Here is a 19,221-nt window from a genome sequence, read left to right as displayed (position 1 = left end):
TCGGGGGGAAGGTTAAGGCCGCATTAACCATGGCCATTTACCGGCACCGCGGACACAAAGATGGCGGACCGTTGGCCCGCCATCTTTCATTTGAAACGCCGAAACGATCAGGCCCGTCCGCACCCGATCTTGAGCATCACTTGCTGGCGCCGCCATACGCCATCAGGTTGGCGCAGAACTCGGCGTGAGGCTTGCTCATCGCCGCGTCCTGGCACTCCTTCATCATCTTGTCCTGCTTGTCCTTGGCCGTCGAAGCCCAGGCCGCCTTGAAGTCGGCTTCCGGCTTCATGGTCTTCATGCTGGAGTCGGTGAAGAACGGGGCCATGTTGTCCGGCTCATCGAGAGCACCGGCAAGTGCAACGCCGCTGATCATCGAAAGAGCCATCGCTCCCAAAATGATGTTCTTGAAGTTCATCAGGTAGTTCCTTCCCTTTTGTTTGGCGAGCACCACGTTGGCGCTCGCTATCCCAGTACGGAGCCAAGAGGGCCAACGTTTCATGCTGCCGCGATCAGATGAATGTGATCGAAACGCCACGTGCCGATCTCTTCGGGCAAAAAAGCAGCCCGGAATGGCTTCCGGGCCGCTCGCTTGCTGACAAAAAAGAGGCCCGGAATGGCTTCCGGGCCTCAAGGCGTGAGCCTCTTGCGAGAGCGTCACGACGGGATCTTGGGAGTGAACCTGAGTTAAGAAATTCGTGTCGGGAAATTCGGGCCGGCGGGACGAGGATCCGCCGGCCCCAGGTTAAGCGCGCCTTACGGCACCACTTCGCCATGCTGGGAGATGTCGAGGCCTTCGACCTCTTCCTGAGTCGTCGGACGCAGGCCGACCAGCGCCTTGACGATGTAGAGGATCACGAAGGTGGCAACCGCCGTCCACAGGATGGTGAAGGCGATGCCATAGAGCTGCTTGCCGACCGAAGCGTCCTTGCCGAGCGCATTGATCGCCGGATCGGCGAGCGCGCCGGTGAGCAAAGCGCCGACGATGCCGCCGATGCCATGCACGCCGAAGGCGTCGAGCGAGTCGTCATAGCCCAGCGCATGCTTGAGCTTGACCGCCGAGAGGTAGCAGATGACGCCGGCAAGGATGCCGACGATGAAGGCGCCGGTCGGGTTGACGAAGCCGGAAGCAGGCGTCACCGCGACGAGGCCGGCGACGGCGCCCGAGATGATGCCGAGCACGGAAGGCTTCTTGGCGACGATCCATTCGGCGAACATCCAGGCCAAGGCCGCGGCCGCCGTGGCGACCTGCGTGTTCATCATAGCCGCGCCCGCAAGGCCGTCGGCGGCGAGTTCCGAACCGGCGTTGAAGCCGAACCAGCCGACCCACAGCAGCGACGCGCCGATAACCGAATAGACCAGGTTGTGCGGCGCCATGTTGGTGGTGCCGTAGCCTTCGCGCTTGCCAAGCACCAGCGCGCAGACCAGGCCCGCGACACCGGCGTTGATGTGAACGACCGTGCCGCCGGCGAAGTCGAGAACGCCGGCCGAGCCGAGGAAGCCGCCACCCCACACCCAATGGGCGATCGGCGCGTAGACGAACACCAGCCACAGCCCCATGAAGAGAAGCAGCGCCGAGAACTTCATGCGCTCGGCAAAGGCGCCCGCAATCAGCGCCGGCGTGATGATGGCGAACGTCATCTGGAACATCGAGAAGACGAATTCAGGAATATTCGACACGCCCGGCAGCCACAGTGTCGAGACGGTGATGCCGTGGTGGAAGAGCCTCGAGAAGCCGCCGATATAGGCATTCAGGCCGGGGGAATCATTGGTCGTGAAGGCCAGCGAATAGCCGATGATGAACCACAGCACCGTCACCAGGCAGGTGATGGCGAAGCTCTGCATGATGGTGGCGAGCACGTTCTTCTTGCGCACCATGCCGCCGTAAAACAGCGCCAGGCCCGGGATGGTCATCATCAGCACCAGCGCCGTGGAGGTCAGCATCCAGGCGGTGTTGCCGGTATCGAGCACGGGTGCTGGCGTGGCCGGCGCCGCGGCGGTAGCGGCCGGAGCGGCTTCCTGCGCGAAGGCAGCGACGGTGCTTAGCGCTACCAGAGCGAGCGAAGCGGCCGCGCGCCCTGTCGTCTTCAAGGTGGAAGGAATAGTCATTGAACTCTCCGTTGAATTGGTGTTCGCCGCTTTAGAGCGCGTCGCTGTCTGTTTCGCCGGTACGGATGCGCACCGCCTGGTCGATGCCGAAGACGAAGATCTTGCCGTCGCCGATCTGGCCGGTCTTGGCGGCCGCGGTGATGGCTTCGACGGCCTTGTCGACGGTGTCGGCGCTGACGGCGACTTCGATCTTGATCTTCGGCAGGAAGCTCACCGCGTATTCGGCGCCGCGATAGATTTCCGTATGCCCCTTCTGACGCCCGTAGCCTTTGACTTCGGTGACGGTCAGGCCCTGGATGCCGACGGCGGTAAGCGCTTCGCGCACCTCGTCGAGCTTGAACGGCTTGATGATTGCCATCACGATTTTCATAAGGTTTCACCCTTTGCTGTTGCGGTCCCCCGCGTTTGCACGACTTCGCCGCCCCCTGAGAGCCGGAGAGTGCTCAGCAGGATTCAAGCTCCGTGCCAGTTGCCGAAACGGGGTGTTAACCTGTTGTAAACAAAGGGGATGAGTGACTCGTGCACGGTTTTCGTGCGCGGGTGCGAGGCGACAACTGATTAAGAAATAGGCAGAATTTGAGAAATGCCTGTTTAGTGGGCTTGGATTCGAATCGACTCATCGCTTCAGGCGGATGAGCCCTTCCTGGGCGACCGAGGCGATAAGGGTTCCGTCGCGCGCAAACAGCGAGCCGCGGGTAAAGCCGCGCGAGCCCTGCGTTGACGGGCTGTCCTGCGTGTAAAGGATCCAGTCGTCCAGCGAATGGCTGCGGTGGAACCACATCGCATGGTCGAGGCTTGCCGCCTGGATGTCGCGATCGAAGATGGCGCGGCCATGCGCGAAGGTAGAGGTGTCGAGCAGCGTCATATCGGAGAGATAGGCAAGCACGGCCGCCTGGATGGCGCGGTCTTTCGGTACCGGCCCGGTGGTGCGGATCCAGATGTTCTGTTCGGGCTCCAGCTTCTCGCGGCTTGTATAGTGCTTGAGCATCACCGGCTTCATCTCGATCGGCCGGTCGCGTTCCCAGTAGCGCTTGATGCCTTCCGGCACCGCCTCGCCGAATTTGCCGAGCAGTTCGCGCTGCGACAGAAGCGTGTCCGGCGCCGGCACGTCGCGCGGCATCGGGAACTGGTGCTCAAGCCCGACTTCGTCCTGCTGGAACGACGCTTCCAGCGAAAAGATCGCCTGGCCGTGCTGGATTGCCACCACCCGGCGCGTGGTGAAGGAGCCGCCGTCGCGGATGCGGTCGACCTCGTAGACGATCGGCAGCTTGGTGTCGCCGGGGCGCATGAAGTAACCATGCAGCGAGTGCACGTGGCGCTCCGGCTCGACCGTGCGCTGCGCGGCCACCAGCGCCTGGGCGATGGTCTGGCCGCCGAACACGCGCTGCCAATCGAGCTTGGGGCTGCGACCACGATACAGATTGTGTTCGAGCTGCTCGAGGTCGAGAATGCCGAGAAGCTCGTCCATCGCCGCGGTCATGTTTGAAATCCCTCAAAGATGTGCCATGGCCGGTTTCGGACAGGACGCGCGGGCAGTCAAGGCTGGAACGACAGCCGGCCAAAGCCGCGAAAGGATGATGCGATGGTCGACCGCAAGGCGAACGGAGCAAGCGAGACATCGCTCGATGTGCTGATTGCCGGCGCCGGCTATGTCGGCCTTACCGCGGCCGTATCGCTGAAACAGGCGCGCCCCGGCCTCGCCATTGCCATAGTCGACGCGGCGCCCGCCGGTGTGTGGCAAAAGGACGGCCGCGCCTCGGCGATCGCCGCCGCGGCCTGCCGCATGCTGGAGCAGCTCGGCGTCTGGGACGAGATCGCGCCGGAAGCGCAGGCGATCACCGAGATGATCATCACCGACTCGCGCGCCGCCGATCCTGTGCGTCCGGTGTTCTTGACCTTCGATGGCGAGGTCGCGCCCGGCGAGCCCTTCGCCCATATGGTCGCCAACCGCGACCTCAACGGCGCGCTGCGCCGGCGCGCTGAAAAGCTCGGCATCGATATCATAGCGGGCATGGCGGTCAACGGCTTCGACACCAGCGGCGCCGGCGTCACCGTGCATCTCGCCGATGGCTCGACGCTGAAGGCGCGACTGCTCGTCGCCGCCGATGGCGTCAATTCGAAATTGCGCGACATGGCCGGCATCAAAACCATCAAATGGGAATACGGCCAGTCCGGCATCGTCTGCACCGTCGCGCATGAGCGCCCGCATAACGGCCGCGCTGAGGAACATTTCCTGCCCGCCGGGCCTTTCGCCACGCTGCCGCTGAAGCCCGGCAAGGACGGCACCAACCGCTCGTCGCTCGTCTGGGTCGAGCGCGCCGAGGACGCCCGGAAACTTGTCGACGGCGACGACTTCGTTTTCGAGCATGAGCTCGAGCAGCGTTTTGGGCTGAAGCTGGGTGAAATCCGTGTCGTCGACAAACCCCGCGCCTGGCCGCTTGGCCTGACGCTCGCCCGCGCCTTCGTCGCGCCATGCATCGCGCTTGCCGGCGACGCCGCGCATGGCATCCACCCGATCGCCGGCCAGGGCCTCAACCTCGGCTTCAAGGATGTCGCCGCTTTGGCCGAAGTCGTGGTCGAAGCCGACCGGCTGGGCCAGGACATCGGCGCGCTCGACGTGCTGGAGCACTACCAGCAATGGCGCCGCTTCGACACGCTGCAGATGGGCATCACCACCGACGTGTTGAACCGCTTGTTCTCCAACGACATCAACCCGCTGCGCGCCGTGCGCGACATCGGCCTAGGCCTCGTCGAGCGCATGCCCAGGCTGAAGGAGTTCTTCATCCGCCAGGCGTCGGGCCTGTCCGCCGACACGCCGCGGTTGTTGAAGGGCGAGGCGATCTGACGTTACAGTTACAGCGCTGCCGCGCAAATTCAGGTCAGGCCGAGGCGAAAATGGTGGGTTCCGAGAACCGGAGCGGAGCGTACTTTTCGTACGTGAGCACCGGAAGCGAAGGAAGCCGCCATTTGCAGGCCGGCCTCACCTGAATTCTAGTTCACCTCGAAGCCGAGCTTCTGCCGCAGCCTCAGCATCCGCTGATCCGCAATCCGCAGGCTGTCACCGCCGCCTTGCGCGACCCGGTTCAGCATCTGCAGCAAATCTTCCCGCTCATGCGGATCGAGCCGTTCGCGCAGGAACGGCGCCAGCTTGTCGATGACGATCGTCGTGTCGTCGATCTGGGCTGCTGCCCATTTGGCGTAGACGACGGCCTCGTCGGTCTTCTTCGGGTTTTCCGCGATCTGCGAGATCACCTCGCGGATGACTTTTTCGCGCGGCGGCAGGACCGGACCTTGCTCCGAAACCATCGCGGTGATCAGCGTCGCCGCCGCCACCACCGGATCGTCGATCGCCGTCAATGGAGACAGTGCGGCCTGCTTGCGCAGCTTCTTGCGGCGGATGTTTCCCTGGACGCGCCCGACGACGTCGGCAACCTCGCGCGCCGCCTCGTTCATCGCCTTCATCCGGTACCACCAGAGCGCCGCCGCACCCAGGACGCCGAGAATAGCAATCAGAAAAGGCATGCGAACGTCCCCCGAAATCGCGACGACGATAGGAGAACTCTTGGATTGCTTCAACACGCAAGAGTTGCCGCCAATGACGAATCTTCGCGTCGTCGACGCCATGACTCGGCCGAGCGCCGCCCATTGTCCGGACCCAACCTTGCGGGACCAGCACAACAGGCGTTATCGCGCCTATTGCGGCCTTGCCGATACGCTGCGATCGTTCTGGGCCGAACAGGCCGCAGGACCGAGTAGAACACCGCAATGACCAAACGGCTCGATGGCGACTACGACTACATCATCGTCGGCGCAGGCACCGCCGGCTGCGTGCTGGCCAACCGCCTGAGCGAAAACCCGGCGACGCGCGTGCTGCTGCTCGAAGCCGGCGGCAGCGACAATTACCACTGGGTGCACATCCCGGTCGGCTATCTCTATTGCATCGGCAATCCACGCACCGACTGGATGATGAAGACCGCGCCCGAAGCCGCCCTCAACGGCCGCACGCTGGTTTATCCGCGCGGCAAGGTGCTGGGCGGCTGCACCTCGGTCAACGGCATGATCTACATGCGCGGCCAGGCGGCGGACTATGACGGCTGGCGACAGATGGGCAATGTCGGCTGGGGCTGGGACGACGTGCTGCCTTATTTCCTCAAATCCGAAGACCACCATGCCGGCAAGACCAACCTGCATGGTTCCGGCGGTGAATGGAAAGTGGCGCGGCAACGCCTGTCCTGGCCGATCCTCAACACGGTGCAGGAGGCGGCCAAGCAATTCGGAATCATGCCGCGCGAGGATTTCAACGACGGCGACAATGAGGGTTCGGGTTTCTTCGAAGTGAACCAGAGCAACGGTGTGCGCTGGAACACGGCCAAGGCGTTCCTGCGGCCGGTGCTGCGGCGGCCGAACCTGCGGCTGGTCGTCAACGCCCATGTCGAGAAGGTGCTGTTTGAAGGCAAGCGCGCGACAGGCATTCGCTACCGCGCCGGCAGCGAGACCATCGAGGCAAAGGCCGGGCGCGAGGTGCTGCTGACGGCCGGCTCGATCAACACCCCAAAACTGCTCGAGCTTTCCGGCGTCGGCCAGCCGGACCGCCTCGCCGGACTGGGCATCGAGGTCGTCCACGCCAGCCCTGATGTCGGCGAAAACCTGCAGGACCATCTGCAGATCCGCACCGTCTACAAGGTGTCGTCGGCGCTGACGCTCAACACGCTTGCCAACAGCCTGACCGGCAAGGCGCGCATCGCGCTGCAATATGCCTTTGCCCGCTCGGGGCCGATGTCGATGGCGCCGAGCCAGTTCGGCATGTTCTCGAAATCCGATCCGTCGATTGCGACGCCGGATCTGGAATATCATGTCCAGCCGCTGTCGACCGACCGGCTCGGCGACCCGCTGCACCCATTCCCGGCGATCACCATGTCGGTGTGCAATCTGCGCCCTGACAGCGTCGGCTCGGTGCACGCCACGACGCGCGAGCTGGCGGTGCAGCCGGAAATCCGGCTGAATTATCTCTCGACGGTGCGCGACCGCGAGGTCGCGCTGCGCTCCGTGCGACAGGCGCGCGAGATCATGACTGCCAGGGCGCTTGCAGCCTTCCAGCCGGAAGAAATCCTGCCCGGCCTCGCCCACCGGTCCGACGACGACCTGCTGCACCAGATCGGCTTGATCGCGACGACGATCTTCCATCCGGTAGGCACCTGCCGCATGGGCGTCGACAACCGCGCCGTCGTCGGCTCCGACCTGCGTGTGACCGGTGTCGAGGGTCTGCGCGTCATCGACGCCTCGATCATGCCGCGCATCGTCTCCGGCAACACCGCCTCACCGGTGGTCATGATCGCCGAGAAGGCGGCGGACATGATCCGCCGCGCGTGAGCCCGCGAAGGCTTTACGATCCCGGCACGTTATAGATTGCCCTGATTTCGACCGTGCCGATCTCGGCCAGCGGAATATCGGCGGCAATCTTCAACGCCTCGTCGAGATCCGCCGCCTCGATCATGACGAAGCCGAGCAGCTGCTCCTTGGTTTCGGCGAACGGCCCGTCGGTGACCAGCGTCTTGCCCTTGCGCCGGCGCAGCGATTTCGAGGTCCTCACCGATTGCAGCGCCTGCGCGATGATCAGCTTGCCTTGGCCCTCCAGCGTCCGGTTGTGAGCCAGCGAATCGGCGTCGAGCCTTGCGCCGCGTTCCGGGGTCAGCGCGTAAAGGTCCTTTTCCTCGCCATAGACCAGCAGCACATATTTCATTTGAAGCTCCCTTCCTGCGATGAACCATAAGAGGCGATGACGAGCGTGTCAGCCTTGCCCGCGACGTGGTCGAGAAGGCACGCGCCTATGCCAATGACAGCGACGGCCACAAGCAGCCGGCCAAAACCGGATGCCGGCGGACCGAGCCAGGGATCTTGCCGCCGGGCGATTGGGCGCTTCCAGAGTGTGAAAAGCAGATTGTCCATTTCGAACCTCCATCCGGCCGCGAAAATCCATGGCCGCCCGCAGGACGATCCGGCCGACCGGAAGTCGACATTTTTGCACGCGCATTTTTTCGGGAGATTTTTGGCGCCCGCCGGGAACCCTGGCGCGGTCGCTTCAACGGTATGGATGGTCTTCCGCCGCGCCCGCGCTATAGTCCTGAAGAACGCCGGCGTCCCGCTGGCGCAACCCTCGACACTCAAGGAGGAACTTCATGGACCGCACCGCAAACGCCGTCTGGAAAGGCAATCTGAAGGAAGGCAAGGGCACGATCGACACGCAGAGCGGGACGCTCAAGGGCACGCCCTATTCGTTCAAGGCGCGTTTCGAAGACGAGAGCGGCAAGTCGGGCACCAATCCCGAAGAGTTGATCGCCGCCGCCCATGCCGGCTGCTACGCCATGCAGCTCTCACACTTCCTCGCCGAAAACGGCACGCCGGCAACCGAGCTCGACGCCAAGGCGGTGGTGACCCTGGTTCCCGGCACCGGCATCACCGGCAGCGCCATCACCCTGGTCGGCAAAGTGCCGGGCATCGATGCCGCGAAGTTCAAGGAACTGGCCGAGAAGGCCAAGGCGGAGTGCCCGGTGTCCAAGGCGCTCGGCGCGATCAAGGTTTCGCTGGACGCGAAATTGGGCTGAGCTAGCGATCCATCGCACCAACGTTTCTGGTGAGCTAAGCGCCCAGCGCTTCGATCTTTGCCCGTAAGGCCGCGACCTCTTCCTCCAGCGCGCTGACCCGCGCCTCAAGGTCGGAGCCGGACACGACCGGCGCACTGCGCGGCAACGATAGCGCCGCAACGTCGACCGGGCCAGCGAGGAGGTGCACATAGCGGTCCTCGCGCTGGCCCGGCCCGCGCGGGATTTCCTGGACCAGCGGCGGTCTGCGGCCGATCAGCATATCGAGTTCACCGCGCAGCCCCTCGATCGACGAAAACCGCGCCATGCGCTCAGCTCGCGCCAACAGCTCATGCGCCGTCTGTGGCCCGCGCAACAGGAGCAGGCCGAGCACCGCGCTCTGCGGCGTGGTCAGCGAGAAGCGCTGCGCCATCTGATGCTCGTAGCGCTCGACGCGCGAGCCGAACATTTGCCGCACCAACCCCTTCTGCTCGAGCAGCTTGAGGGCCCGGTGCACCTCTGTCTGTTCAAGCGCCATGACAGGCTCGCGCGCCGTTTTCTGGTTGGCGGCGGCGAGTGCGGCATTGAGCGTCAGCGGATAGACATCCGGCGTCAGCTCCTTCTTCTCGATCAGGCAGCCGAGCACGCGCGCTTCGACGACGGAGAGGATGGGAAGGTCATCACTCATTGAGTTGCAATCCTTTCTAGCGCCGGCGGGGCAGCGCCCCCCTCTGTCCTGCCGGACATCTCCCCCACAAGGGGGGAGATCAGCAGCTTGGCCGACGACGCATCATCCTTCAACCTCGGAGATTGGCGAAAGCCGCGATGACAGCCAATCTCTCCACCTGTGGGGGAGATGTCCGGCAGGACAGAGGGGGGCGCGAAGGATCGCTGCGTTCGAAAGCGAGCGACCTAAACCCGCCGCTCCACCATCATCTTCTTGATCTCCGCGATCGCCTTGGCCGGGTTCAGCCCCTTCGGGCAGGTCTGCGCGCAGTTCATGATGGTGTGGCAGCGGTAGAGCCGGAACGGATCTTCGAGATTGTCGAGCCGCTCGCCCGTCGCCTCGTCGCGGCTGTCGATCAGCCAGCGATAGGCCTGCAAAAGCGTCGCCGGGCCGAGATAGCGATCGCCGTTCCACCAATAGCTCGGGCACGATGTCGAGCAGCAGGCGCACAGGATGCATTCATAGAGCCCGTCGAGCTTCTCTCGGTCCTCATGGCTCTGCAGCCATTCCTTAGCCGGCTGCGGCGAGACCGTCTTGAGCCATGGCTCGATCGAAGCGTGCTGGGCGTAGAAATTGGTGAGGTCGGGCACCAGGTCCTTGATCACCGGCATATGCGGCAGCGGGTAGATCTTCACCGCACCCGAAATATCGTCGCACCCCTTGGTGCAGGCCAGCGTGTTCGAGCCGTCGATGTTCATGGCGCAGGAGCCGCAAATGCCCTCGCGGCAGGAGCGGCGCAGCGTCAGCGTCGGGTCGATCTTGTTCTTGATCCACAGCAGCGCGTCGAGAACCATCGGCCCGCAATCGTCCATGTCGACGAAATAGGTGTCCATGCGCGGATTCTCGTCATCGTCCGGCGACCAGCGGTAGATGCGGTATTCGCGCAGGTTCGTGGCGCCGTCCGGCTTCGGCCAGGTCTTGCCCTGCTGGACCTTGGAATTCTTGGGGAGCGTGAGTTCGACCATTACCTGCGGTCCTTTCGGATGACGAGCTTCAGCCCGGACCAGATTTCGTTCACGGCGGCGACCTTGACGTCGACCAGGTCGCGCTTCAGCGCCTCGCCGCGGATCACGTCCTCGGTGACGTCGGTCGGCACCTTCGAGGCCTTCTTTGGCCATGAGACCCAGACCATGCCGTCGCGCTTGATCGCGGTCTCGATGCCGGCCAGGCTGTCCTCGATCTCGGCGCGCTGCTGGGTGAAGGCATGCACGGCATCGTATTTCTGGCTGCCCGAGATCGCCGACCACTTGGGGAGCCGATCGACGCCGGCAAAGGAGACGGCGCCGGCCAGCGCATCGAGCTCCGGCGGTAGCGCGATGAAAGCGGCAACCATGCCGTCCTTCAGGCCGAGCTTGGCCGGAAGCGGCGTGCCGGAATATCCTGAGGCCGCCGGCGCCATCATCAGTACACCCGCGCCTTCGGCGCGATCTTGGCCAGGCTGATGCCGCCGTCCTTTTCCGCCAGCAGCGGTTCGGTGTGCACCGGTCGGTAGGTGAGCGTCACCTTGCCGTCTTCGCTCAGATGGGCAAGCGTATGCTTGCGCCAGTTGGCGTCGTCGCGTGCCGAGAAATCTTCCCGCGCGTGCGCGCCCCGACTCTCCTTGCGCGCTTCGGCCCCGTGGACCGTGGTGATGGCGTTGGCCATCAGGTTTTCCAACTCCAGCGTCTCAACGAGGTCGGAGTTCCAGATCATCGAGCGGTCGGTGACCTTGATATCCTTCAGCTCATGCCAGATTTCCGAGATGCGCTTGCAGCCGTTCTCCAGCGATTCCTGCGTGCGGAACACGGCGGCGTCTTCCTGCATGGCGCGCTGCATCTTCTCTCTCAGCACCGCCGTCGGCGTCGAGCCGTTGGCGTGGCGGAGCCTGTCGAAGCGGTCCATGATCTTTTCAACCGAAGCTTCGTTGGGCGAAGGGATCGCCGATGTGCGGTCGATGACCTGGCCGGCGCGGATGGCCGCCGCGCGGCCGAACACGACAAGGTCGATCAGCGAGTTGGAGCCGAGCCGGTTGGCGCCGTGCACGGAAGCGCAGCCGGCCTCGCCGACCGCCATCAGGCCGGGCGACACGCGGTCGGGATTGTCAGTCGTCGGGTTCAGCACCTCGCCCCAGTAATTGGTTGGCACGCCGCCCATATTGTAGTGCACAGTCGGCAGCACCGGGATCGGCTCCTTCGTGAGATCGACGCCGGCAAAGATCTTGGCCGATTCCGAAATGCCCGGCAGCCGCTCATGCAGCACGGCTGGATCGAGATGGTCGAGATGCAGGAAGATGTGGTCCTTCTTCTTGCCGACGCCGCGGCCCTCGCGGATCTCCAGCGTCATGCAGCGCGAGACGACGTCGCGCGAGGCAAGGTCCTTGGCCGACGGCGCGTAGCGCTCCATGAAGCGCTCGCCCTCGGAATTGACGAGATAGCCGCCCTCGCCGCGCGCGCCTTCGGTGATCAGGCAGCCGGCGCCGTAGATGCCGGTCGGGTGGAACTGCACGAACTCCATGTCCTGCAGCGGGAAGCCGGCCCTGGCCGCCATGCCGCCGCCGTCGCCAGTGCAGGTATGCGCCGAGGTGGCGGAGAAATAGGCGCGGCCGTAGCCGCCGGTCGCCAGCACCACCATCTTGGCGGAGAAACGGTGGATGGTGCCGTCGTCGAGATTCCAGGCGACGACGCCGGTGCAGGTGCCGTCCGGCTCCATGATCAGGTCGAGCGCGAAATACTCGATGAAGAACTGCGCGTTGTTCTTCAGCGACTGGCCGTAGAGCGTGTGCAGAATGGCGTGGCCGGTGCGGTCGGCGGCGGCACAGGTGCGCTGCACCGGCGGCCCGTCGCCATAGTTCATCATGTGACCGCCGAATGGCCGCTGGTAGATCTTGCCTTCCTCGGTGCGCGAGAACGGCACGCCGTAATGCTCGAGCTCGTAGACCGCGGCCGGGGCTTCGCGCACCATATATTCCATGGCGTCGACATCGCCCAGCCAGTCCGAGCCCTTGACGGTGTCGTACATGTGCCACTGCCAGGAATCAGGCCCCATGTTGGACAGCGAGGCGGCGATGCCGCCTTGCGCCGCGACCGTGTGCGAGCGCGTTGGAAACACCTTGGTGATGCAGGCCGTGCGCAGCCCTTGCTCGGCCATGCCGAGCGTGGCGCGCAGGCCGGCGCCGCCGGCGCCGACGATGACCACGTCGAATTTGTGGTCGACGAAAGTATAGGCGTCCTTGGCCAAGGCTTCAGCCTCCGAATGCAAGTTTGAGCAGCGCAAACAGCGAAGCGACGCCGACAGCCACTGCGAAGAATGTGTTGAGCGCGATGAGGGCCAATTTCATGCCTTCGCCATGCACATAGTCCTCGATGATGACCTGCATGCCGATACGCATGTGATAGAGCGCGGAAATCAGCACCAGTGCCAGCACCAGGCCTACGAAGGGATTGGCGAGCGCCGTCCGCACGTCGGTGTAGCCGTGGCCGTTGATGGCGATGAGGAAGCCAACGAAGAACAGGGTCAGCGGAATGTTGGCGATCGCGGTCAGCCGCTGGCGCCAGAAATGGCCGGTGCCTTCGCGGGCCGAGCCCAGGCCGCGCACCTTGCTCAGCGGCGTGCGCATATCGTTGGTTGAGCCGCTCATGCCAGGCCTCCGCGCGCCATATAGCCGGCGATCCAGATCAGAAGGGTGAGCAGAACCGAGCCGGCGAGCGTCGCCCAGGCGATCTTCGAGGCAGTGTGCTTCTCCAGCCCCGCGCCGGTGTCCCAGACGAGGTGGCGCACGCCGCCCAGCATGTGGTGCATCAGCGCCCAGGTGTAGCCGAACAGGACCAGCCGGCCGAGCCAGGTGCCGAAGGCCCAGTTCACCCAGTCGAAGGCGGGTTGCGAGGTCGAAGCCGCGATCAGCCAGGCCGCCACCAGAAGCGTGCCGAAATAGAGCGCGCCGCCGGTGATGCGATGGACGATCGACATCGTCATCGTGATCGGCGGGCGGTAGATCGTCAGATGCGGCGAGAGCGGCCGTTCACGTCTGGCAACTGCGCGGGTGGCTGGTGATTTGCTCATGGCTGCCCCAGTTCGGCGTCCTGGATGCCGCTACCGAAAATCGGCGCTCGCCGCTCTCATATATGGCTCTGGACAGCCGGTTTCTAATGCTCTTTTTGCACCGCGTCAAAGCCGGAAAATCGTTTTGGAAAAGTCATTTAGTCTGACAAATCGAGGGCCCGACGCTTCAATCGATTAGCGATCGTTTCGAAGCCGGCGCAGCGTTCGTTGCAGTGCAGCAAGCGCTCACCTCTTACAGGTCTGCGGCGTCGAACCTCTCTTCATCACCAGTGCTTCGCGGCCGTCGATCACGATTGCGTCATGCGTCGCCGCTTCCTGGTAGCGGCTGTTCTGATTGGCGGGCGATGCCGCGAACTCCTCGGTCGTGCCATCGGGCCTCACCACGCGCAGGGCGTTGCCTAGGTTCTGGATGGCGATCGTGCCGCCATTGCCGCATCTGTAAGTGGCCATGCCGACACTGGAGCGCGGCGCGGTAAGGTCAGTGATGGTCTTGGTCGGCGGCGCGGCGGGCATTGCTGCTGGCGTCGGCGATAGCAGGGAGGCTGGCGGTGCGCCGGACTCCGCAATCGGGGCAGGCGAGGCGGTGGGCGGGAGAGCGTTCGCCGACTTCGGCGCGCCGTTCTGCGCCACACAGGCAGCGACCGCCAGAAGCAGCGGGATTGTGATCGACATGCGAACCGTGCGGCCAAAAATCATACGCTGTCCCTTTTCGTGTGCGGCACGCTAGCCATGCGGCTCGCCAAGATCAAGTTCACCAGTAAATAAGCCACTGGCGACCGGCCGACGCCGAGGTGGATGCCGGGGACGCATCAGTCCCGCAAAATTAACCATGTTTGTTAAGTCCGCGCCTCGAAGACCGTCCCGGCCCTTAACAAAGGTTAAGAAAAGGTTAATTTCTGATTCGAACCGCAGTCCAGGCGCGATCTCGCGTCGACCAAGGGAGAGCGACATGCGTTTGAATTCAGTGCGGGCAAGCCTGGCGGCCGCAGCGCTGGCGGTCTTTGCCGTTGCGGCAGCCGCGCCGGCAGAAGCCGGTCGCCACCATGACCGCGTCTATGCCGACTCCTTCGGCAATCTCGTCATCGACAGCGCCGCCGGCTACAAGCGCATCATCGTCGGCGAGGGTAAGCTGGCCAAGAAACTTGCCGATTACACCGGCGCCGGCCAGCCGGCTGTCGTCTATGACGACGCCGACGAGCCGGGTTCCCCGGGCTGCTACCAGCCGCCGGTGCTGGTGAAGGGCCGCTCCTATATGTACGGGCTTTCCGACGGCGAGATGCCCAACCTCAGCCCTTGCCGCTGAAGCAGTTGCCGGAAAAGTGTGAAGCGACTTCCGTCCGGAATAGCGTGATCCTGATCTAGGGCGGCCGCCTGCCACGCGACCGGTGTCATTAGACAGCGACCGTCAGGAGACCGCCGCCAACAGCCCGGCGACGAACAGTTTGATCATCAGGATGAATTCGGCGCTGCCCATGTCTGCCGACCGACAGCAAATCATCGACCGGCGAAACCCACGTTAACGCGGGGAGGGTGTCGCTGGGGCCGCCTGCCTCAGCCGACCGCGAGCGGCTCCGCGGTGAAAGCCGTTTCAGGCCGCTCGTAGGAAAGCCGGACGCTGTCGCGGCCGTTCTTCTTGGCCTTGTAGAGCGCCTCGTCGGCACGCCGCATCATCGGCGGCAGCCCTTCCTTGCCAGTGCGGGCGGCAACGCCGAAGCTCGCGGTCACCTTGACGCCGGGCAGGCCGACGATAGTGCCGGCCGAATAGAAAGTGCGGATCGCTTCGGCGAACAATCGCGCCGCGGCCAGATCAGTCAGCGGCAGCAACACGGCAAACTCTTCACCGCCAATACGGCCGGCCGCCCCGCGAGCACCCGTGGCGGCGCGCAGCTTGGCCGCGAAGTCGACAATAACGCGATCGCCGGCTTCGTGCCCGTGCTGGTCGTTCAACGCCTTGAAGTGATCAAGGTCGGCGAGCACCAGCGCGACCGGAAATCCGGCCTTGTCGCATTGCTCAAGCAGGCGCGCGGCGCGTTCCTCGAAGCCACGGCGGTTCAGGATGCCCGACAGCGGATCGGTGTGGGTTTCGGCCTTCAGCGTCTTCATCACGTCGAGCGCCGCTGCCGAGAACAGGCAGAGCGCGATCAAAAGCGACAGCAGCGCGTGCGACAACAACGCGGTCGTCCAATAGGACGAGCCGTAGAACCCGTCATAGCTGGGGAACGGCCCGTGCGCGATGACGACGATCAAGGTGCGGGCGGTGAAGTTCAGTCCGGACAGCAGCGACAGAACGAACAGTATCTTTTCGGTCGGTCCATTGTTGCGCACCGGCCTGAGCTCGGCGGCAACCAGTAGGCTGAGACCGCCGAAGCCGAAATTCGTGGCAAGCACGCGCCAGGTGAGGTCAGGCTGGACGAACATGAACCAACAGAACGCCGCCAGCCCCCCGCCGACCATGACCGCGATGCCGATATAAGGCACGCGCCGGCCGTAGCGCGCGACGATCGCGCTGGACAGGCAGCAGGCTGCGATGGCGAAGCAGATGTTGGAGATGAGTTTGGTCATCGCCACGCCGACGGGAAGCGTAAAATACTGGAACAGAAAGCCCGGCGCCGACAAACAGTAGCTTACGGCCAACGCGGCGAGATACGGCCTGTGGCGCTGATAGGACCACAGCACGGCGAACGCAGCGCCAAGCGCCAGCGCTATCGTTGGATTGAGCAGCGCTATAAGCAGACCGGTATCCAAAGGACTGCGACTTTCCCCAACTTACCCAAGGGGAGATCGTAGTGCGCAAGCCCAAACAAGCGGTTAAGCACCGACAGACGCGTTGCAAATACAAGCGGAACCGGCTCACGCAAACAGCGTTGTCCGGGCACACAGGAGACAATGCAGATGGCCGATACCGTGACTTTGACCGACCACGATGAAATCCGCACCTGGGCGGCGGCGCGCGCCGGTTTTCCAGCCATCGTCGACGTCTCCCCCGAGCCGGGAACGCAGGCCATGCTGCGTTTGGTCTTCGATCAGCAGGCTTATGAGGACGAGGACAGGCCGGAGCGCCCGCCCAATGCCGGCGGCTACGATCTCGTCGAATGGGACGAGTGGTTCAAGATCTTCGACGAGCGCAAGCTGGCGCTGGTCGTTGCCGCCGATGAGCCCGGCCGGCGAGAAGAATTCCACGAGATCGTCCGCCGCTAGAGCGCTTCACCGTTTCATGGAAACGGCGAAACGCTGTAACTCTTTGCCGAAAAGGCAAAAAAGGCCCAGGCTTTTTGCACTGGGCCGTTTTTACGTCCGATGACGGGACGTTATTTCCAGTCGCGGATGTCGACGAAGTGGCCGGCGATCGCAGCGGCCGCCGCCATGGCCGGCGACACCAGATGCGTGCGACCCTTGAAACCCTGCCGTCCCTCGAAATTCCGGTTCGAGGTCGAGGCGCAGCGCTCATGCGGCTTCAACCGGTCGTCGTTCATGGCAAGGCACATCGAGCAGCCCGGCTCGCGCCAGTCGAAACCGGCGGCGAGGAAGATCTTGTCGAGACCCTCGGCTTCCGCCTGCTCCTTGACCAGGCCGGAGCCCGGCACGATCATGGCGTTGACGCGCGGATTGACCGTCTTGCCCTCAACCACCTTCGCGGCGGCGCGCAGGTCCTCGATACGGCCATTGGTACAGGAGCCGATGAACACGCGATCAAGCTCGATGTCGGTGATCCGGGTTCCGGGTGTGAGCCCCATATAGTCGAGCGCGCGGATTTTCGACGTCCGCTTGTTCTCATCCGTGATCTCTTCCGGATCGGGCACGACGCCCTGCACCGAGACGACGTCCTCGGGCGAGGAGCCCCAGGACACGATCGGCGGCAGTTTTTGCGCGTCGAGCACGACGACCTTGTCGAAATGCGCGCCTTCGTCGGACTGCAGCGTCTTCCAATAGGCAAGTGCCGCATCCCAGGCCGCGCCCTTCGGCGCGCGCGGCTTGTCTTTCACATAGGCGAAGGTCGTCTCGTCCGGCGCGATCAGGCCGGCGCGGGCGCCACCCTCGATCGACATGTTGCAGATCGTCATGCGGCCTTCCATCGACAGCGCGCGGATGGCTTCGCCGGCGTATTCGATGACGTAGCCGGTGCCGCCGGCAGTGCCGATCTCGCCGATGATGGCCAGGATGATGTCCTTGGCGGTGACGCCTTCCGGCAACTGGCCGTCGACACGCACCAGCATATTTTTGGCCTTGCGCTGGATCAGCGTCTGCGTGGCCAGCACATGCTCGACTTCCGACGTGCCGATGCCGTGCGCCAAGGCGCCAAAAGCACCATGCGTGGAGGTATGGCTGTCGCCGCAGACGATGGTCATGCCGGGCAGGGTAAAACCCTGTTCCGGACCGATGATGTGGACAATGCCCTGGCGGATATCGTTCTCGGAATAATACTCGATGCCGAAATCCTTGGCGTTCTTGGCCAGCGCCTCGACCTGGATGCGGCTTTCCTCGTTCTTGATGCCGAACTTGCGTTCCGGCGAGGTCGGCACGTTGTGGTCGACGACGGCCAGCGTCTTTTCCGGATGCCGGACCTTGCGGCCGCTCATGCGCAGGCCCTCGAAGGCCTGCGGGCTGGTCACCTCATGCACGAGGTGGCGGTCGATATAGAGCAGGCAGGTGCCGTCGTCCTGGCGGTCGACCGTATGGTCGTCGAAGATCTTGTCGTAGAGGGTGCGCGGTGCGCTCATGTGCGTAAATCCGTCGATATGAGAATAGGAAACTAAAACGCCGGCAATCCGGCGCGACGACTGCGATCAGTCGGCTTCAGCTAAGTCGGCTGGTGAGCGCGCCGCAAACGCGCGCGGAGAACCGCGACGGCAGGCGCTTTCTGTCCTGCAGCACGAAACCCTTATAGGCCGGATCGCTGAAAAGCTTTTCCATGGCGGGCTAGATAGCAATGTTTTGGCTTTTCGGCAATTGCGGCGCCTTCCCTTCTCCCCTTGTGGGAGAAGGTGGATCGGCGCGTCGCGCCGAGACGGAAGAGGGGTGTTCCAGCGGAGTGAGGCGTTGGCGTTCCCTGGAGCGCCCCTCATCCGGCCGCTTCGCGACCACCTTCTCCCACAAGGGGGGAAGGGAAGAAGCGCTCACATCACCTCAAAGACAAACGTCTTCACCAGCGCTTCCGGATCGCCGATCGCGTAGCAGCGGAACCATGGGCTCTGCTCCACCGCGCGCCATTTCCCTGCCTGCGTCAATTCATCGAACACAGCTTGAAACCCACCGCTTCCGAAAACCTGGTCGCGCACGGTGAAGATAGCGTGGCCGCCGGCTTTCGTGATGCGCACGAGATCATACAGGCCGGAAGCCGGCGCATGGCCGATGGTAAAGACACCGGTCGAGAAGAAGGCGCGGAAATGCCTGTCAGGCCAGGGCAGCGGTCCGCCGAGCATCGCTTTCTTAAGCTCGCTGTAGGCGTTGCGGCCGCCGGCGAGCTTCAGCATATCGTCGGAAAGGTCGAGGCCGGCAATGTCACTATAACCCAGCGCCTTCAGCGATGGCCCCGAAAGACCGGTGCCGCAGCCGGCGTCGAGCAATGGACCTTCGCCGGCAGGCACATGCCGCGCCACCCAGGCGGTGATGAGGAAAGGCAGGAGATAACCGAGCGACGCGGTCTCGCTGTCATAGGTCGCGGCCCATTCGGCATAAGCCTTGGCCAGGCCCTCCGGCGTGTCTGCCGAATACACCGAATCCAGCGCCGCATTGGCCTTGTCGAAATTCATGGGGTTGTTTTCTCCGCGATAT

Annotated in this window: 22 protein-coding genes; 5 read left to right on the top strand and 17 right to left on the bottom strand. The window is 63.8% G+C overall.

What is annotated here, in order from left to right; translation table 11 throughout:
• Window positions 1-136 precede the first annotated feature (136 nt).
• The 4 genes from AB6802_RS18350 to tesB form a co-directional block, all read right to left on the bottom strand.
• The gene (locus AB6802_RS18350) at window positions 137-415 is read right to left on the bottom strand and encodes a hypothetical protein (protein ID WP_371011572.1); all 279 of its coding nucleotides are present in this window, start codon (window positions 413-415) and stop codon (window positions 137-139) included.
• Window positions 416-753: 338 nt separating this feature from the next.
• Window positions 754-2,106, bottom strand: coding sequence for an ammonium transporter (locus AB6802_RS18345; RefSeq protein ID WP_371011571.1), 1,353 nt, complete (start codon window positions 2,104-2,106; stop codon window positions 754-756).
• 31 nt (window positions 2,107-2,137) lie between these two features.
• A complete protein-coding gene (locus AB6802_RS18340) occupies window positions 2,138-2,476 on the bottom strand; it encodes a P-II family nitrogen regulator (protein WP_371011570.1) in 339 nt (112 codons plus the stop codon).
• 246 nt (window positions 2,477-2,722) lie between these two features.
• Window positions 2,723-3,586, bottom strand: a complete 864-nt coding sequence (gene tesB / locus AB6802_RS18335) for an acyl-CoA thioesterase II (protein ID WP_371011569.1) — start codon at window positions 3,584-3,586, stop codon at window positions 2,723-2,725.
• Window positions 3,587-3,688: 102 nt separating this feature from the next.
• On the opposite strand from tesB, the gene AB6802_RS18330 reads away from it, so the two are divergent.
• Window positions 3,689-4,951 (top strand): ubiquinone biosynthesis hydroxylase, encoded by a 1,263-nt coding sequence (locus AB6802_RS18330; protein ID WP_371011568.1) that lies wholly within the window; start codon window positions 3,689-3,691, stop codon window positions 4,949-4,951.
• A 146-nt stretch (window positions 4,952-5,097) separates the two neighbouring features.
• Here the strand turns inward: AB6802_RS18330 and AB6802_RS18325 are convergent, their stop codons facing one another.
• Entirely contained in the window at window positions 5,098-5,628 is a 531-nt protein-coding gene (locus AB6802_RS18325) for a hypothetical protein (protein WP_371011567.1), read from the bottom strand.
• 243 nt (window positions 5,629-5,871) lie between these two features.
• On the opposite strand from AB6802_RS18325, the gene AB6802_RS18320 reads away from it, so the two are divergent.
• Window positions 5,872-7,476 carry a GMC family oxidoreductase gene (locus AB6802_RS18320; RefSeq protein WP_371011566.1) on the top strand — a complete coding sequence of 535 codons (1,605 nt, stop codon included), beginning with the start codon at window positions 5,872-5,874 and terminating at the stop codon, window positions 7,474-7,476.
• 13 nt (window positions 7,477-7,489) lie between these two features.
• Here the strand turns inward: AB6802_RS18320 and AB6802_RS18315 are convergent, their stop codons facing one another.
• A complete protein-coding gene (locus AB6802_RS18315) occupies window positions 7,490-7,846 on the bottom strand; it encodes a YciI family protein (RefSeq protein ID WP_371011565.1) in 357 nt (118 codons plus the stop codon).
• Entirely contained in the window at window positions 7,843-8,052 is a 210-nt protein-coding gene (locus tag AB6802_RS18310) for a hypothetical protein (RefSeq protein WP_371011564.1), read from the bottom strand. The genes AB6802_RS18315 and AB6802_RS18310 overlap by 4 nt, the downstream gene beginning before the upstream one ends.
• 230 nt (window positions 8,053-8,282) lie before the next feature.
• Here AB6802_RS18310 and AB6802_RS18305 point away from each other — a divergent pair, with 230 nt between their 5' ends.
• Complete coding sequence (locus AB6802_RS18305) at window positions 8,283-8,708, top strand: OsmC family protein (RefSeq protein WP_371011563.1); 426 nt, start codon at window positions 8,283-8,285, stop codon at window positions 8,706-8,708.
• Between the two features lie 34 nt (window positions 8,709-8,742).
• On the opposite strand, the gene AB6802_RS18300 is transcribed toward AB6802_RS18305, so the two are convergent.
• From AB6802_RS18300 to AB6802_RS18270, 7 genes are all read right to left on the bottom strand, one after another.
• The gene (locus tag AB6802_RS18300; RefSeq protein ID WP_371011562.1) at window positions 8,743-9,372 is read right to left on the bottom strand and encodes a YceH family protein; all 630 of its coding nucleotides are present in this window, start codon (window positions 9,370-9,372) and stop codon (window positions 8,743-8,745) included.
• Window positions 9,373-9,596: 224 nt separating this feature from the next.
• Window positions 9,597-10,376: a succinate dehydrogenase iron-sulfur subunit gene (locus AB6802_RS18295; RefSeq protein WP_371011561.1), complete on the bottom strand. Its 780-nt coding sequence runs from the start codon at window positions 10,374-10,376 to the stop codon at window positions 9,597-9,599.
• A complete protein-coding gene (locus AB6802_RS18290; protein WP_371011671.1) occupies window positions 10,376-10,810 on the bottom strand; it encodes a DUF3052 domain-containing protein in 435 nt (144 codons plus the stop codon). The genes AB6802_RS18295 and AB6802_RS18290 overlap by 1 nt, the downstream gene beginning before the upstream one ends.
• 2 nt (window positions 10,811-10,812) lie before the next feature.
• Complete coding sequence (gene sdhA / locus AB6802_RS18285) at window positions 10,813-12,627, bottom strand: succinate dehydrogenase flavoprotein subunit (protein ID WP_371011560.1); 1,815 nt, start codon at window positions 12,625-12,627, stop codon at window positions 10,813-10,815.
• 4 nt (window positions 12,628-12,631) lie between these two features.
• Complete coding sequence (gene sdhD, locus AB6802_RS18280; RefSeq protein WP_371011559.1) at window positions 12,632-13,027, bottom strand: succinate dehydrogenase, hydrophobic membrane anchor protein; 396 nt, start codon at window positions 13,025-13,027, stop codon at window positions 12,632-12,634.
• Window positions 13,024-13,449, bottom strand: coding sequence for a succinate dehydrogenase, cytochrome b556 subunit (sdhC, locus tag AB6802_RS18275; RefSeq protein WP_371011558.1), 426 nt, complete (start codon window positions 13,447-13,449; stop codon window positions 13,024-13,026). Before sdhC ends, sdhD begins: the two co-directional genes overlap by 4 nt.
• A gap of 225 nt (window positions 13,450-13,674) precedes the next feature.
• Complete coding sequence (locus AB6802_RS18270) at window positions 13,675-14,121, bottom strand: hypothetical protein (protein ID WP_371011557.1); 447 nt, start codon at window positions 14,119-14,121, stop codon at window positions 13,675-13,677.
• A 277-nt stretch (window positions 14,122-14,398) separates the two neighbouring features.
• Here AB6802_RS18270 and AB6802_RS18265 point away from each other — a divergent pair, with 277 nt between their 5' ends.
• Window positions 14,399-14,752 carry a hypothetical protein gene (locus tag AB6802_RS18265; RefSeq protein ID WP_371011556.1) on the top strand — a complete coding sequence of 118 codons (354 nt, stop codon included), beginning with the start codon at window positions 14,399-14,401 and terminating at the stop codon, window positions 14,750-14,752.
• Window positions 14,753-15,000: 248 nt separating this feature from the next.
• On the opposite strand, the gene AB6802_RS18260 is transcribed toward AB6802_RS18265, so the two are convergent.
• Window positions 15,001-16,194, bottom strand: a complete 1,194-nt coding sequence (locus AB6802_RS18260) for a GGDEF domain-containing protein (RefSeq protein ID WP_371011555.1) — start codon at window positions 16,192-16,194, stop codon at window positions 15,001-15,003.
• Window positions 16,195-16,341: 147 nt separating this feature from the next.
• Between AB6802_RS18260 and AB6802_RS18255 the strand changes: the two genes are divergently transcribed.
• On the top strand, window positions 16,342-16,647 hold the full coding sequence (locus AB6802_RS18255; protein ID WP_371011554.1) for a hypothetical protein: 306 nt from the start codon (window positions 16,342-16,344) through the stop codon (window positions 16,645-16,647).
• A 110-nt stretch (window positions 16,648-16,757) separates the two neighbouring features.
• Here the strand turns inward: AB6802_RS18255 and leuC are convergent, their stop codons facing one another.
• Together leuC and AB6802_RS18245 are read right to left on the bottom strand one after the other, a co-directional pair.
• The gene (gene leuC / locus AB6802_RS18250) at window positions 16,758-18,167 is read right to left on the bottom strand and encodes a 3-isopropylmalate dehydratase large subunit (RefSeq protein ID WP_371011553.1); all 1,410 of its coding nucleotides are present in this window, start codon (window positions 18,165-18,167) and stop codon (window positions 16,758-16,760) included.
• A gap of 396 nt (window positions 18,168-18,563) precedes the next feature.
• Window positions 18,564-19,199: a class I SAM-dependent methyltransferase gene (locus AB6802_RS18245; RefSeq protein ID WP_371011552.1), complete on the bottom strand. Its 636-nt coding sequence runs from the start codon at window positions 19,197-19,199 to the stop codon at window positions 18,564-18,566.
• Window positions 19,200-19,221 lie beyond the last annotated feature (22 nt).

It is taken from the genome of Mesorhizobium sp. RCC_202, assembly GCF_041355295.1.
Taxonomy (GTDB): domain Bacteria; phylum Pseudomonadota; class Alphaproteobacteria; order Rhizobiales; family Rhizobiaceae; genus Mesorhizobium.
The sequence above is the reverse complement of the archived record's forward strand: the minus strand, read 5'-3'. Positions and strand labels throughout refer to the sequence as shown.